10 protein-coding genes are annotated in these 13,793 nt (G+C 54.8%); 7 read left to right on the forward strand and 3 right to left on the reverse strand.

Annotated features, from left to right (window positions below; genetic code table 11):
* The first annotated feature begins 57 nt into the window (after positions 1 to 57).
* The 7 genes from RT644_RS01170 to RT644_RS01200 all read left to right on the forward strand — a co-directional run bounded on the left by RT644_RS01170 (position 58) and on the right by RT644_RS01200 (position 10,565).
* Entirely contained in the window at positions 58 to 1,212 is a 1,155-nt protein-coding gene (locus RT644_RS01170) for an efflux RND transporter periplasmic adaptor subunit (protein ID WP_313625137.1), read from the forward strand.
* Complete coding sequence (locus RT644_RS01175) at positions 1,209 to 4,265, forward strand: efflux RND transporter permease subunit (RefSeq protein ID WP_313625139.1); 3,057 nt, start codon at positions 1,209 to 1,211, stop codon at positions 4,263 to 4,265. Before RT644_RS01170 ends, RT644_RS01175 begins: the two co-directional genes overlap by 4 nt.
* A 208-nt stretch (positions 4,266 to 4,473) precedes the next feature.
* Complete coding sequence (locus RT644_RS01180) at positions 4,474 to 6,081, forward strand: EAL domain-containing protein (protein ID WP_016496223.1); 1,608 nt, start codon at positions 4,474 to 4,476, stop codon at positions 6,079 to 6,081.
* Between the two features lie 95 nt (positions 6,082 to 6,176).
* Positions 6,177 to 7,241: an AI-2E family transporter gene (locus tag RT644_RS01185; protein ID WP_313625142.1), complete on the forward strand. Its 1,065-nt coding sequence runs from the start codon at positions 6,177 to 6,179 to the stop codon at positions 7,239 to 7,241.
* 381 nt (positions 7,242 to 7,622) lie between these two features.
* The gene (gene mdtJ, locus RT644_RS01190) at positions 7,623 to 7,979 is read left to right on the forward strand and encodes a multidrug/spermidine efflux SMR transporter subunit MdtJ (RefSeq protein WP_016496220.1); all 357 of its coding nucleotides are present in this window, start codon (positions 7,623 to 7,625) and stop codon (positions 7,977 to 7,979) included.
* Positions 7,966 to 8,295, forward strand: coding sequence for a multidrug/spermidine efflux SMR transporter subunit MdtI (gene mdtI / locus RT644_RS01195; protein ID WP_016496219.1), 330 nt, complete (start codon positions 7,966 to 7,968; stop codon positions 8,293 to 8,295). Before mdtJ ends, mdtI begins: the two co-directional genes overlap by 14 nt.
* A 107-nt stretch (positions 8,296 to 8,402) precedes the next feature.
* Entirely contained in the window at positions 8,403 to 10,565 is a 2,163-nt protein-coding gene (locus tag RT644_RS01200) for a bifunctional diguanylate cyclase/phosphodiesterase (protein ID WP_313625145.1), read from the forward strand.
* A 1-nt stretch (position 10,566) separates the two neighbouring features.
* Here the strand turns inward: RT644_RS01200 and RT644_RS01205 are convergent, their stop codons facing one another.
* The 3 genes from RT644_RS01205 to RT644_RS01215 all read right to left on the reverse strand — a co-directional run bounded on the left by RT644_RS01205 (position 10,567) and on the right by RT644_RS01215 (position 13,661).
* Positions 10,567 to 11,397, reverse strand: coding sequence for a trypsin-like serine peptidase (locus RT644_RS01205; protein ID WP_097407791.1), 831 nt, complete (start codon positions 11,395 to 11,397; stop codon positions 10,567 to 10,569).
* A gap of 280 nt (positions 11,398 to 11,677) precedes the next feature.
* Positions 11,678 to 12,013 carry an acid resistance repetitive basic protein Asr gene (gene asr / locus RT644_RS01210; protein WP_016496216.1) on the reverse strand — a complete coding sequence of 112 codons (336 nt, stop codon included), beginning with the start codon at positions 12,011 to 12,013 and terminating at the stop codon, positions 11,678 to 11,680.
* A gap of 163 nt (positions 12,014 to 12,176) precedes the next feature.
* Positions 12,177 to 13,661, reverse strand: coding sequence for a carboxypeptidase M32 (locus RT644_RS01215; RefSeq protein WP_016496215.1), 1,485 nt, complete (start codon positions 13,659 to 13,661; stop codon positions 12,177 to 12,179).
* Positions 13,662 to 13,793 lie beyond the last annotated feature (132 nt).

Here is a 13,793-nt window from a genome sequence, read left to right on the forward strand (position 1 = left end):
AGTGATTCTCGACGCACGCCACGTTAAATGGCGCCATTACCGATCCGGAGTGGCGTCATGTCAGAACAATTCACCGATTATTTTCGTCAAAGTCTGCACCACCTTTTTAATGCGGCACGCGCTTTATCCTTCCTCGCTCTGCTTCCGTTACTGGTTACGGCGGCGGTCATTCCGCTGTTGACGGGGTGCGGAGAGAAAAAAACAGACCACGCCGCACCGCCCAGGCCTGTGCGTTATCTGGTAGTCGCGCAGGCGTCGCCGAATCCGGGCACGGTACGAACCGGCGAGATCCACGCCCATGATGAAACGGTGCTGGCTTTCCGGCTGGATGGCCGCATGGTCAGCCGGCAGGTGGATATCGGCGCGCGCGTACATGCCGGGCAGGTGCTCGCCACGCTGGAAAGTGAAACCGGTAAGAACCAACTGGCCAGCGCCACCGCCGATATGGAAAGCGCCCGCGCCGCCGAACAGCTTGCCGCGCTGAACCTGAACCGGATGCAGAAACTGATGCCCTCCGGCGCGATCGCCCGCACGCAGCTTGATAGCGCCCGTGCCGACTGGCAGTCTGCCGCATCCCGCCTTAAAAGCAGCGCTGCAGCAGTGCGCAATGCCCGGGATAATCTGGCCTGGACCCAACTGACCGCGCCTGCCGATGGCGTTATCACCCGCGTTAACGCCTCTGCAGGACAAGTGGTCAGCGCCGGAGAAAGCATCTTCACGCTGGCGACCAGCGACGCGCGCGATGTGGTTTTTGCTATCGCCGATCCGCAATTACTGACCGCGCAGGCAGCAAAGACGCACCTGTTTTCGGTCTCGCTGCTGGCCGATCCCACGCAGAAAACCAGCGGCGTATTGCGTGATATCAGCCCGCAGGCCGATCCGCAAACGCGCACATGGCAGGTCAGGCTGACGCTTCAGTCCCCACCAGCGGCGATGGCACTGGGTGCCAGCGCCACCGTTGATATTCCGGTGGCGACATCGCCCGGCTTTGTGGTGCCCGCCTCGGCGTTGAGCCGCGTCGGCGACCAGCCAGCGGTCTTTGTCATCGACAAACAGTCGCAGGCGCAGCTTCGGACGGTCACGCTTGCGAGCTACACCGCCTCGTCTGCGGTGATTGCAACCGGCATCAGTGCGGGTGACCGGGTTATCACCGCAGGCGTAAGCAAACTGCGCGCCGGTGAAAAAGTGACGCCGGGAGAGCTGCAGCCATGAGGTCCGTTGAAACCAAACCGCGCTTTAATCTTTCTGCCTGGGCGCTTGAACACCAGCAACTGGTGAGCTTTTTTATGATGCTGGTTATCGCCACCGGCATCCTCTGTTATGAAAACCTGCCGCGCACTGAAGATCCGGCGTTTACCATCAAGACGGCGGTGGTCTCGGCGCAGTGGCCTGGCGCGACGGTTACCGACACTACCCGGCTGGTCACGGATGTACTGGAAAAAAAATTACAGGAGATCCCGTGGCTGGATTACATCGAAAGCGAAAGCCGGGCAGGCAGCGCCGTTATCTATGTAAATCTGCGCGATGACACCCCGCCGGCGCAAGTGCCGGACATCTGGTATCAGGTGCGCAAAAAGATGCAGGACATTGCGCCTTCGCTACCGCAGGGCGTGCAGGGACCGGCGGTAAATGACGAATTTGATGATACGTTCGGCACGATTTATGGCTTCACGGCGGAGGGCTACACGGCGCGTGAACTGCGCGATCGGGTGGAAGATATTCGCCGCGACCTGATGTCAGTGCATGATATTGGCAGAATCACTCTGCTGGGCGAACAGCAGGAGCAGATCGTCATTGCGTTTTCTCCCCGGCAACTGGCTGGCATGGGGCTGGATATCCAGCAGGTGAGCGATGCACTCAATGCACAAAATGCCGTCGAGCCAGCCGGGATTATTCGTACCGGGCAGGATAACGTTGCGCTGCGGGTTAGCGGCGCGCTGACCACGGAAGAGAGCCTGCGGGCGGTTACCCTGCATATCAACGATCGCTATATTCCCCTGACCGATATCGCCACCGTGAGCCGCCAGCTCGCCGAACCGCCAGCGCCAGTGTTTCGTGTCAACGGTCAGCCCGCGATGGGGCTGGCCATTTCTATGGCCTCCACCGGCAACATGCTGCGTTTCGGCCAGGCGCTCAACGCCAGGATGGCAGAGATTAAAACCCAGTTGCCCCACGGCATAGAGATGACAAAAGTCGCCGATCAATCCGCAGTGGTGAGTGATGCGGTTAGCGGCTTTGTGCGGGTGCTTGTCGAAGCGGTGCTGATTGTGCTGGCTGTTTCATTTGTCTCGCTGGGGATGCGGGCAGGGCTGGTGGTGGCCGCCGCCATACCGCTGGTGCTGGCGATGACGTTTGCCGGAATGATGCTTGCCGGTATTGGCTTGCAGCGGATTTCTCTGGGCGCGCTGATCATTGCGCTTGGCCTGCTGGTGGATGATGCCATGATCACCGTCGAAACCATGGTCGCCAGGCTGGAAGCCGGCGAATCGCGCAAAAGCGCCGCTACCTACGCCTTTAAAACCACCGCGTTTCCTATGCTTACCGGGACGCTGGTGATGATCGCCGGTTTCATTCCCGTCGGGTTTGCCGCCTCCAGCGCCGGGGAGTACTGCTTTTCGTTATTTGCCGTGGTGCTGATAGCGCTACTTTGCTCGTGGGTGGTGGCGATCCTGTTCTCGCCGTTGACCGGGGCCTGGCTGCTGCCCGCCAGAATAGAAAGCCACAGCAAAGGCAGCGGACGCCTGGCACGTGCCTACCAGGCCTTACTGGCGCGCGCGCTGCGCCACCGCTTAATGACCATTGGCCTCGCGGTGGTGGCGCTGGCGCTGGCGTGCGTGGGTGCCACCCGAATGCACGGAGAATTTTTCCCGGCATCGGATCGCCCCGAACTGCTGGTCAGCCTGTCGCTGCCCGCTAATACCGCGCAACTGGAAACAGAAAAGCAAGTCGAACGGCTGGAAAAGGTGTTGAACGGTAACAAAGATATTGATCACTACACGACCTATGTCGGCTCCGGCGCGATACGTTTTTATCTGCCGATGGATGTCCTGCGCGATAACGAAAACACGGCGCAACTGGTGGTGGTGGCAAAAGATTTAGCGGCGCGCGATCGCCTGCGCCAGCAACTGGACAGCGTGCTGGAAAGCCAGTTCGCCGGGTTTACCACACGCGTTTCGCCGCTGGAGTTAGGGCCGCCGGTAGGGTGGCCAGTGAAATACCGGGTTAGCGGGCCGGATTATGCCAGGGTACAACAGTTCGCCCGGCGGCTGGCGAGTGACATTGGCACTTCATCGCTTGCCCGCGAAGTGAATTTAACCGCTGGTGAACCGGAAAGAACCATCACGTTGCAGGTGAACCAGACTGCGGCGCGGGCGGCAGGGGTTTCGTCGCAGAGCATTGCACAAATGCTGAATACGGTCTGGTCCGGGCGTACGGTGACCACGGTGCGGGATAATGATCGGCTGGTGGATGTGGTTCTCCGTGGCAACGATCGTGAACGGCTGGATATCGGCACGTTATCGACACTGATGTTGCCTGGCGCTAACGGCACGAAAATTCCGCTGAACGAAGTGGCAACCGTGCGCTGGGGCGTGGACGATCCGGTTATCTGGCGTCGCCAGCGGCTGCCGTTTATTACGGTGCAAACCGATCTGGCACCCGGTGTGAGTGCCGAAAACCTGTCGGCTGGCCTGCGCCCGGCGGTGGATAAACTGCGTGCGCAACTGCCTGCAGGATACCGGATCGAAGAGGGCGGCACGGTAGCGGAATCGGCAAAGGGGAACGGCTCGGTTTACGCGGTGCTACCGGTGACGCTTATCGTGATGCTGGTGTTGTTAATGCTCCAGTTGCAGCGTTTTTCCCGCATGTTGCTGGCGCTTTTGATGGCACCTTTTGGTTTGCCTGGCATTGTGCTGGCGATGCTGCCGACCGGCACGCCGATGGGGTTTGTCGCCTTGCTTGGCGTGATTGCGCTGGCGGGGATGATTATTCGCAACGCCGTCATTTTGATAAGCGAAGTGGACAGCAATCTGGCGCAGGGGATGGCTGCGAACGAGGCGATTGTGGCTGCCGCAGAACACCGCGCCCGCCCGATTATGCTGACGGCATGTGCCGCCATTCTGGGCATGATCCCGATTTCACATCAGGTGTTCTGGGGGCCAATGGCCTATGCAATTATCGGCGGGCTGGTTGTCGCCACGCTGGTGACGCTTACCGTTTTACCGGCGGCGTTCAGCTTGCTGCTGGATAAAGAAAGACGCCATTAATGGAGGTGCCAGGAGGGGACATCACGCGCCAGGGCGAGATGTCTTTAAAGTAAATGCCAAAAGCGCCGATAAGGAGAGTGGGGCGCATGCAGGATTTTTCAGCGCCGGAAGCGATAAAGTAACCAGGATGTTGCCAATAATTTTCTGCAAAAGGGATTGATGACAGGCAGACCGCCAGCGCGGGGTGGTCTGCATAAAGGTATTCAAAATGATAAAGGTGCTGAAAAAAGGCGTTTCCATATATATAGCAGCGTTATTATTATCTTTTGCTTTTTTCTATATTGTTGCGCAAGTCGCCTACTATGCTTTTATCCAGGAAAAAGTAGAAGATTATGCCGAATCGATACTTGCCCGCAGCGATAATATTATTCTTCAGGTCCGCGAAATTAACGCATTACGCGAAGAGTTTTCCGTCTACACTCCGTGTAGCGATCCCTATCTGCACGCGTTAAGAAAACGCTTATGGCCTTATCCGCTGATCAAAGATATTGGCTATGTTGAAGACGGCAGAATAATCTGTTCCGCGCTGTGGGGGAAATATGCTGCGCCGTTGTCTCTCAATGTGTTCAAAAACAAAGTGAGCAGAGGCAGTTATACATGGGTGTTTGATGCACTGATTGAGAGCAATATCACTGCGGATGTCGTTTATAATAATAATTTTTCTGTTACAGTGTCACCTTTCGCTTTCACCCGTTTTCGCGAAGATTCTATCCGCTGGGGTTTTAATGCGGTGGTCGGAGACTACAACCACAAACAACATTTTTTCCGCGTAGGCAATAATACATCGCTGCTCGAAAATATAGAGCATGGTAAAGTGCATGAACTTTTTTTTATTACTGAAAAGTCATGTGATGCGCGGCATGATATCTGCGTTGTGGCTGGCGTCAGACACTCTTTCGTGTTTAATAACAACGGCTATATTCTTCTTTTCCTCTTTTGCGTCGCCTCGTTGGTGGGGTTGATTATTGGCGCGTTAATCAATAAAAATCAGCATGAGAACCAGTCATTATTAACCCGATTAGAAAATGCCATTATTAATAAAGAGTTGCATTTTGTTTATCAGCCGCTGTACCGGGTAAAAGATAAAAGTATCATCGGTGTCGAAGTGCTGTTGCGCTGGAATGATAAACAGATGGGAAATATCGGCCCGGATATTTTCATTCCGCTGGCAGAAGAAAATGGTTTAATTAATAAGATAAGTCTCTACGTGGTTGAACATGCGATCAAAGAGTGCGGTGCTGCGTTGAGAGAAAAAGATATCACGCTAAGCATAAACGTCAGTTGTTCAGATATCTGTTCAAAAACGTTTTATCAGCGGCTTATCGATACCCTGCAACAAGAAGGCGTGGCAGGGAAACATATCATGCTGGAAATCACTGAAAGGCAGAGTGGCCGCATAGAAGATATTATGCAGTCAATATGTTTATATAAAGAGCATGGCGTGTTATTTGCGCTGGATGATTTCGGTACCGGTTATTCCAATTTAAAATGGCTGTCCATGCTGGATGTAGATGAAATAAAAATTGATAAATCAATAACGGATTCTATCGGTACACAGTCCATTAACCGCCATATTCTGCCCGGTCTTATCGCCATGTTTAAAGATATGCCACGCATTATCGTTTTCGAAGGCGTCGAAAATGAAGCGCAGCATCTTTTTTTGCAAGGCAATTTGCCGGAATCCTGTGCACAGGGTTGGTATTTTTCCAAAGCATTAGCTTTTTCTGAGATAGAAAATCTTCTGGCACAGGTAAAACAAATGGGTGAATGCGCCGTTGAGGGCGCTGACAACAACGTCGCCGTGATGGCACCCTGACAGCGAAACGGCGCTGCCACCGGAGGCGGCTCTGTTTTTACAATCAATGGGTAACGCTCTACACTGGTGGGCAGTTTCCCCATTGGATGTCCCGGATGACGACACTTAAAAGTAATAATTTCTTTTTTATCATTCTGTTATTACTGGTCAGTCTGGCGTTTTTCAGCCTGATCCAGCCTTACTACTCCGCCATTATCTGGGCGGTGATCCTGGCGCTGATTTTTTACCCGCTGCGCATGCGTTTATCGGCGTTGCTCGGCGGACGTAACGGCGTGGCATCGCTTATCACCGTGTTGCTGATCTGCGTGATTGTCTTTATTCCATTGATGATGGTGCTCTCCTCGATCGCCGTGGAGGTCAATAGTCTGTACCAGCGGTTGCAGAATAACGGCACCGATTTGCCGCAGTTGTTAAGCGACGGGAGCGCGCATCTGCCGGAGTGGGCAAAAAATTCGCTGCGTGAAAATGATTTCGATTCGGTCGCCGCGATCCGCGAAAAACTCTCCGGCGTAGCGCTGAGCGTTGGGCGCTATCTGGCGGGCAGCGCGGTACTGATCGGCAAAGGCACGCTGGGAATTACGGTCGGCTTCTGTTTGATGGTCTATTTACTGTTCTTTTTACTGAAAGATGGCGCAGAACTGGTGCGCAAAATCTACGACGTGGTGCCGCTGTCGGCGACCATCAAACGCCGCCTGTTTCTGAAATTCGCCGGTGTGGCGCGCGCAACGGTAAAAGGCACGCTGGTCGTGGCTATTGTGCAGGGGGCGCTGGGCGGTATCGGTTTCTGGTTTGCCGGGTTCAACGGCAGCCTGCTGTGGGCGACGTTAATGGCGTTTTTGTCGCTGATCCCGGCAGTGGGGACGGCGATTGTCTGGGTCCCGGCGGTGATCTTTCTCTACTCCACTGGCGAGCTGGTCACGGCGACCGTTCTGACACTCTACTTCGTGATTGTGGTGGGGCTGGCTGACAATCTGTTGCGCCCGCTGCTGGTGGGCAAAGATACCCGCATGCCGGACTACCTGATCCTGCTTACTACGCTCGGCGGGCTGCAGTTCTTTGGCATTAACGGTTTTGTGCTGGGGCCAATGATTGCCGCGCTGTTTATTACCTCATGGAATTTGCTGGCGCAGTCGCGGGCGAATACAGAAAAACAAGCGTAATAATATTTAAAAACGCCGTCTGGAAATTTATGGCGGCGTTTTTGTTTGTCGTAAAGAAGTGCAAAGACTTTGAGTAAAATCTTAGCCTGTGATAAAAAAGGGCGGTGTTTAACTACTGAGGACAATTTATTTCCGCTACGATGAGAAGCAATTTGCGGATAATTGTAATTATATGGACATTCTGTTCAGCGTCTTAAAACCTGATTCTTCCCTCCCGTTTTCTTCCTGCTGCCTGCTGGCAGATGACCAGTACTGGCGCTCTGCGCTGTAGTTTTCTCTCTGCCTGAGCTGGCACGTTGTGCCCGGCTGACATCGTTGTTTTTCCGGTTTCCCGTCGTTCGGTAAGCCGCAGGAAAGTATGTTCTCAAGCAGGAGAAAAAAATGATTTACTGGATTTTATTAGCCCTGGCAATTGTTGCTGAAATAACCGGCACGTTGTCGATGAAATGGGCAAGTATTAGTGATAGTCACACCGGTTTTATTTTAATGCTGGTGATGATTGCGCTGTCGTATATTTTTCTGTCATTCGCGGTTAAAAAAATAGCCCTCGGCGTGGCGTACGCATTATGGGAAGGCGTTGGCATATTCATAATTACTATTTGTAGCGTCTTTCTTTTCGATGAACCATTATCGACGCTGAAAGCCGCCGGTCTGGCTACGCTGGTACTGGGCATTGTGTTGATCAAATCCGGGACGCGCAAAGCCGTGCGTCAGGAGCGTAACCATGCTGCAGTTTGAGTGGGTTCACGGCCTGTGGCTGGCAATGGCGATTGTGCTGGAGATCGCAGCGAACATCTTTTTAAAGTTCTCAGACGGTTTTCGCCGCAAATGGTATGGTTTCGCTTCCCTTTTCGCTGTGTTAGCGGCATTTAGCGCCTTATCGCAGGCGGTGAAAGGTATCGATCTCGCGGTGGCGTATGCCCTGTGGGGCGGGTTTGGCATTGTCGCCACGCTCGCCGCCGGCTGGGTGCTCTTTGGGCAGCGTCTGAATTATAAAGGCTGGCTTGGCCTGGCTCTGCTGATTGTCGGTATGACACTGATAAAACTCGCCTAATGTTAAGTTGCCCACGTTTGTGGGCAATGAAATTCGCGGGCGGTATCAGGCTTAGGATACTATCTCCCCACACCTCTGTTTCCCTCGACACCAGTAAGGGACGGCCAATGTTTAATCCGTTAAGCTGGCGCAATCTCCCCACGGCAAGGACGCTGTTTGTCATGCTCTTTATGGCCGGCATCGGACTGATTGTTTCCGTCGTCGCGCTGCTCTATCTTTCGCTGCACCTCATTAGCACCAAGGCCAATGAAATTGATGAACACCGCACCGCGCTGTCTGTGCAGGGGGCGATTCAGACGGCGGTAAACCGGACCCGGTCGCTGGTCATTGATAACGCTGTCTGGGATGAAGCGGTTAAAGAAACGTATCGTCCTCAGCTGGATAGCGCATGGTTATACAGCACCTGGGGTTCGGGTTTTAAAATCAATAACCTGTACGACGGTACCTTTGTGCTGGATGAGAAGTTCGCCGTGCTGTGGGGGGCGTTTCGCAGCCAGCCTTTTACCGGGCCTAATCTCGCGTTTTTTGGTGACGGACTGGCCGCGCTGATTCGTGATAACAGCGAGCCGCTGCGCGCGGGAAAAGAGGTTTTCGCGGGGATCACCCGCACCCGCGAAGGGGTGGCATTTGTCAGTATCGGGCTTATTCGCCCGGCGAGCGGGCGGCTTAACGTTTATGACGAGACGCGCCGCTACCTGGTGATCACCCGCCATCTCAATGCGAAGCTCCTCAGCGATCTGGGAACGACCTTTCAGATTGATGACTTGCGCTTGCAGGCGCGACATGCCGGCGTAGCCAGCATACCGCTGCGCGGTTCGGCAGGTGAAACGCTGGGATATTTGAGCTGGACGCCGCATTTACCCGGCGCGGAGGCCGCGCAGGCGGCTGCGGCCAATATCCGCCAGATAGCCGCGTTAGCGGCGGGGTTGATCCTGCTGTTTATCGCCCTCAGCAGCGCCGGGCTTTACAAACTGGCGCGTGGGGAAAAGCTGGCGCGCAAAATCGCCCTGACGGACTGGCTGAGCCGTTTGCCTAACCGCCGCGCGCTGATTGAACACCTCGATAACCTGAGCGCAATGGGCGATCCCGAAATGATCAGCGTGGTGTTTATCGATCTCGACGGCTTCAAAGACGTGAATGACATATATGGCCACGATGTTGGTGACCGGTTGATTGTGACAATCGCCGATACGTTACGGCAGAAAGTGCCGACCGGCGGCATGCTGGCGCGAATGGGCGGTGATGAATTCGCCATGACGCTCAGCGGCCCGTGGTCACTGGAAAAAGCCGACGATTTTGCGCATAACGTGTTGCGCTACCTTGAGATGCCCGTGCGCATTGGCAAACGTACTATCCATATTGGTGCCAGCATCGGTATTGCCAGCGGTACGCTGCTGGAGTGCTCCAGTTCAGAGTTGTTTCGCCGCGCGGATATCGCCATGTATCACTCAAAAATTACCGGCAAAGCGCGAATGACCCACTATGACGCAGAGCTGAACAGCGCGCGTGAACGGCAATTAATGATTGAGAATGACATCCGTGACGGACTGGAGCGCGATGAGTTTGATGTCTGGTATCAACCGATTGTCGACGCGCAAAGCCAGACGATGATTGGCGTTGAAGCGCTGGCGCGCTGGCCGCGCCGCCCGGATGGCGAACTCAAGCCGGATGACTTTATCCCGGTTGCCGAAACCAGCGGGCTTATCTACGCACTCGGACAGTTTGTGCTGCGCCGCGCCTGCAGCGATTTGCAGCAGCTTAATCATCTGAAATTGTCGGTTAATATCTCGCCTGCGCAATTTCGCGACCCGGAATTTGAAGACAAAGTGGCGCGGGTGCTGGAAACCTGCCTGTTTCCGGCGCACCGCTTACAACTGGAGGTGACGGAAACCTACGTGCTGGAAAACCCGGAGCGCGCCCGTTCGGCCATCGCCAATCTGAAAGCGTTGGGCACGGCGGTTGCGCTGGATGATTTCGGGACGGGTTATTCGAGTATTGGTTACCTGCGGCGCTTTAATTTCGACACCATCAAAATTGATAAATCGCTGGCCGGGCTGGTGGATGACGACGAACAGGCTTCGGCGCTGGTGAGCGGCACGATCCGCATTGCCAGCGCGCTGGGCATGCAGGTGGTGGCGGAAGGTGTGGAAAACGAGAAGCAGATGAAGCTGCTGCGGCTGGCCGGCTGCGACCAGCTGCAGGGGTACTATTTCAGCGAACCGATGCCGATTAAGGATATTTTGCAGTTACCTTTGCTGCGAAAGGGCTGAATTACTCGTCCGCCTCTTTTGCCAGCGCTTCCAGTTTGTCACGAAAACCGGTAACCGAAATGGCGCGGTTGTCGGCGCGCCAGCGATCTTTCGCCGCCGGCGCCGAGCTTTGTACGGCAATCAACTGCCAGCCCGCATCGGTTTTTAACATCAGTGGCGAACCGCTGTCGCCGGGCAGCGTATCGCACTGGTGTGACAATACGCTATTTTGCGCCCAGCCGGTGACAACACAGTCCTGGTGGCTGAACAGGCTATCAAGATGATCTTCCGGGTAGCCCGCCTGCGTGACTTTACGGTCGGTCGCTTTTAATGCGGCGGTGAGTTCATCTTTATCGCCGACAAAGATCGGCAGCGGCGTAATGCCGGAAGGGGGATACCGTAACACGATCAGCCCGAAATCCCAGGGCGCGGCAGAAGAGGGAACAATCCAGCCATCGCCGTCGGCTTTCAGGCGGTGGCCGAGCGACGGATCGACACGGCCTTCGATACCGTGAATTTCATACCGCCAGCTGCCTCGTTGCGAAACAAAGCGCAGCGCTACGGCTTTGTCCGCTTTGCCGCGCGGCGGTGTTAACAGGCAGTGCCCGGCGGTTAATGCCAGGTGCGGCGAAATAAGCGTAGCTGTGCACAGATTGCCGCTGGCGGTTTCCAGCTGACCAATCGCATCCCACGGCGCTTTGGTAGGGGTAGTAACAGGAACCCTGTCATCATGACCAAAAAAGAGCGTTTTCACATCACGGGCGCTTATCGCGTCATCGCCGCCATCGTCAGCATGTCCAACAGCGGAAAACAAAAACAGCGGTCCCAGCAACAGCACAACGGTTTTTCGCATATCACACTCTGGTGGGGTAATTATGATTATTAACGTAAGCCCAGGTAAACAAATATAGACGGGACGAGCAGAAAGTGGGAGTAAAATCAGCGTGCTACATTAATAAAGATAAAAGCGGACGGCAATCAGTGCGCAGATGATTAACATCGCCAGAATGACTTCAAAACGATAACGTCGCAGCATCATAGGCCCTCCAGAGAAAAACGGCGCTTCACCCTAAGGGTTCAGCGCCGACTTGTCACAGCGTTCTGATACGAACGCCGGTATCAGACACGTTTACTTATGCAGCCGGTTGTGCAGCCGGTTTGGTCGCAGTGTGTTTAACGTGTTTTTTGTGGTGTTTTTTCGCAGCCTGAGCTTTCTGCTCTACAGCTGGTTTAGCTGCTTTTTTGTGATGTTTTTTCACTTTTGCGGCCTGAGCTTTCTGCTCAACGGCTTTTTTGTGTTTTTTGTGCACTTTTTTAGCCGGTGCAGCTTTAGTGGTGGCAGCCGGTGCAGCGGTCGTTGCTGCCGGAGCAGCAGCCGGAGCCTGGGTAGAAGTAGCGGTGTCAGCAGCGAAAGCAGCAGAAGACAGACCCAGAGCAGCGGCAACAACCAGAGCTAATACTTTTTTCATTCCGATATCCTCGAATTGGTTTCTTCATTCAACCCCACTGCGGGGCCGTTGAAAGAACTATATCCCTGTAATTAAACGCCTTCCGTGAGTGATTGGTTTCGGCGTGTAACGTAATGTACAGAGCGAGGAACCGCGCCGGAACTGCTGCTCCGGCGCGGGTATATCAGAGGTAACGGCGGAGAAGATGCTGGTGGAAATAGTCGGCGTTTAGCGCTTCGCCGGTGGCATTCTGAATAAGCTGCGCGGTACTGAAGCGGCTGCCGTGCTGCCAGATATTTTGTCGCAGCCAGTCAAAGAGCGCCGTAAGATCGCCTGCGGCAATCGCCTCGTCCAGGCCTGGCAGCGCGGTTCGCGCGGCGTGGAACAGTTGCGCGGCATACATGGCACCGAGCGTATACGACGGGAAATAACCAAAGCCGCCATCGGTCCAGTGAATGTCCTGCATACAGCCGTTGCGGTAGTTGCCTTCGGTGGAAAGCCCCAGCCAGGCCTGCATTTTTTCATTCCACAACCCCGGAATATCGTCAACCTCAATCTCGCCGTCGATCAGCGCGCGTTCAATCTCATAACGCAGGATCACATGCGCCGGGTAACTCACTTCGTCCGCATCGACACGGATATAACCCGGTTTTACGCGCTGGTTCCAGGCGACAAAGTTGCGCGCTTCAAACGCCGGTTGCATCCCGAAACGTTCAATAATGGCCGGTTGCAGGCGGCGCAGGAAAGCCTCGCTGCGGCCTAACTGCATTTCAAAGAACAGGCTTTGTGATTCATGAATCGCCGTGGAACGTGCCAGCGCAATCGGCTGCCCCGGCCAGCTGCGCGGCAGATTTTGTTCGTAACGCGCGTGGCCGGTTTCATGTACCACGCCGAACAGCGCGCTCAGCAACTCATTTTCATCGTAACGCGTGGTAATACGCACATCTTCCGGTACGCCGCCGCAGAAAGGATGGGCGCTGACGTCGAGCCGCCCGCCATTAAAGTCGAAACCGAGTTCCTTCATCGCCTGCAAACCCAGTTCGCGCTGGTCGGCAATCGGGAACGGCCCCTGCGGTGCTATCAATGCTTGCTGCTCCTGTTTTGCCACCGCTTTTTTCAGCAGATCCGGCAGCCAGGATTTTACTTCGCCAAACAGTTCATCAAGGCGGGCGCTGGTCATATCCGGCTCGAATTTATCCAGCAGCGCATCATACGGGGAACACCCTTTCGCGGCGGCCCGCAGTCTGGCCTCTTCACGCGCCAGTTTAACTACCTCTTTCAGGTTGGCTGAAAAGCCTGTCCAGTCATTGGCCGGACGCTGCGTGCGCCAGGCGTGCTCACATTTGCTGCCCGCCAGCGACTGCGCTTCAACCAGCGATTCTGGCAGCAATGCCGCTTCCTGGTAGTGCCGTTCAATTTCGCGCAGGTTGGCCTGCTCAATATCGTCCAGATCTTCTTGCCGCGCGTTGGCGATCCACTCGCCCACCTGTTTATCGGTCAGGATCTGGTGGCGCAGGACACTTAACTCTGCCAGCGCTTCGCCGCGTGCTGCGCTACCGCCTGGCGGCATCATGGCAAACATATCCCAGCTGGCAATCGAAGCGAGGTGTGAAAAGCGCGACAGGCGCAGGAAAGTGCGGGTGAGCTGGTGATAGTTATGCTTGTCCATAATGCCTCTGATTTTTAGCGTGTGATCGTGTAACCACCTAAAAGTAGTAGTTATTCAATACTTTTCCTGAACTGTATCATAATAGGAATAATCTATTTAAATAACCAATACCAACGCGTAACGCAGTAATAT

It is taken from the genome of Kosakonia sp. (assembly GCF_032104925.1).
Taxonomy (GTDB): Bacteria; Pseudomonadota; Gammaproteobacteria; order Enterobacterales; family Enterobacteriaceae; genus Kosakonia.

Excerpts from the sequence above, each read along its gene's own strand:
- RT644_RS01180 (WP_016496223.1), top strand. The coding sequence starts at position 4,474 with ATGATAAAGGTGCTGAAAAAAGGCGTTTCCATATATATAGCAGCGTTA.
- RT644_RS01200 (WP_313625145.1), top strand. The coding sequence starts at position 8,403 with ATGTTTAATCCGTTAAGCTGGCGCAATCTCCCCACGGCAAGGACGCTG.
- mdtI (WP_016496219.1), top strand. The coding sequence starts at position 7,966 with ATGCTGCAGTTTGAGTGGGTTCACGGCCTGTGGCTGGCAATGGCGATT.
- RT644_RS01205 (WP_097407791.1), bottom strand. The coding sequence starts at position 11,397 with ATGCGAAAAACCGTTGTGCTGTTGCTGGGACCGCTGTTTTTGTTTTCC.
- RT644_RS01175 (WP_313625139.1), top strand. The coding sequence starts at position 1,209 with ATGAGGTCCGTTGAAACCAAACCGCGCTTTAATCTTTCTGCCTGGGCG.
- mdtJ (WP_016496220.1), top strand. The coding sequence starts at position 7,623 with ATGATTTACTGGATTTTATTAGCCCTGGCAATTGTTGCTGAAATAACC.
- asr (WP_016496216.1), bottom strand. The coding sequence starts at position 12,013 with ATGAAAAAAGTATTAGCTCTGGTTGTTGCCGCTGCTCTGGGTCTGTCT.
- RT644_RS01170 (WP_313625137.1), top strand. The coding sequence starts at position 58 with ATGTCAGAACAATTCACCGATTATTTTCGTCAAAGTCTGCACCACCTT.
- RT644_RS01215 (WP_016496215.1), bottom strand. The coding sequence starts at position 13,661 with ATGGACAAGCATAACTATCACCAGCTCACCCGCACTTTCCTGCGCCTG.
- RT644_RS01185 (WP_313625142.1), top strand. The coding sequence starts at position 6,177 with ATGACGACACTTAAAAGTAATAATTTCTTTTTTATCATTCTGTTATTA.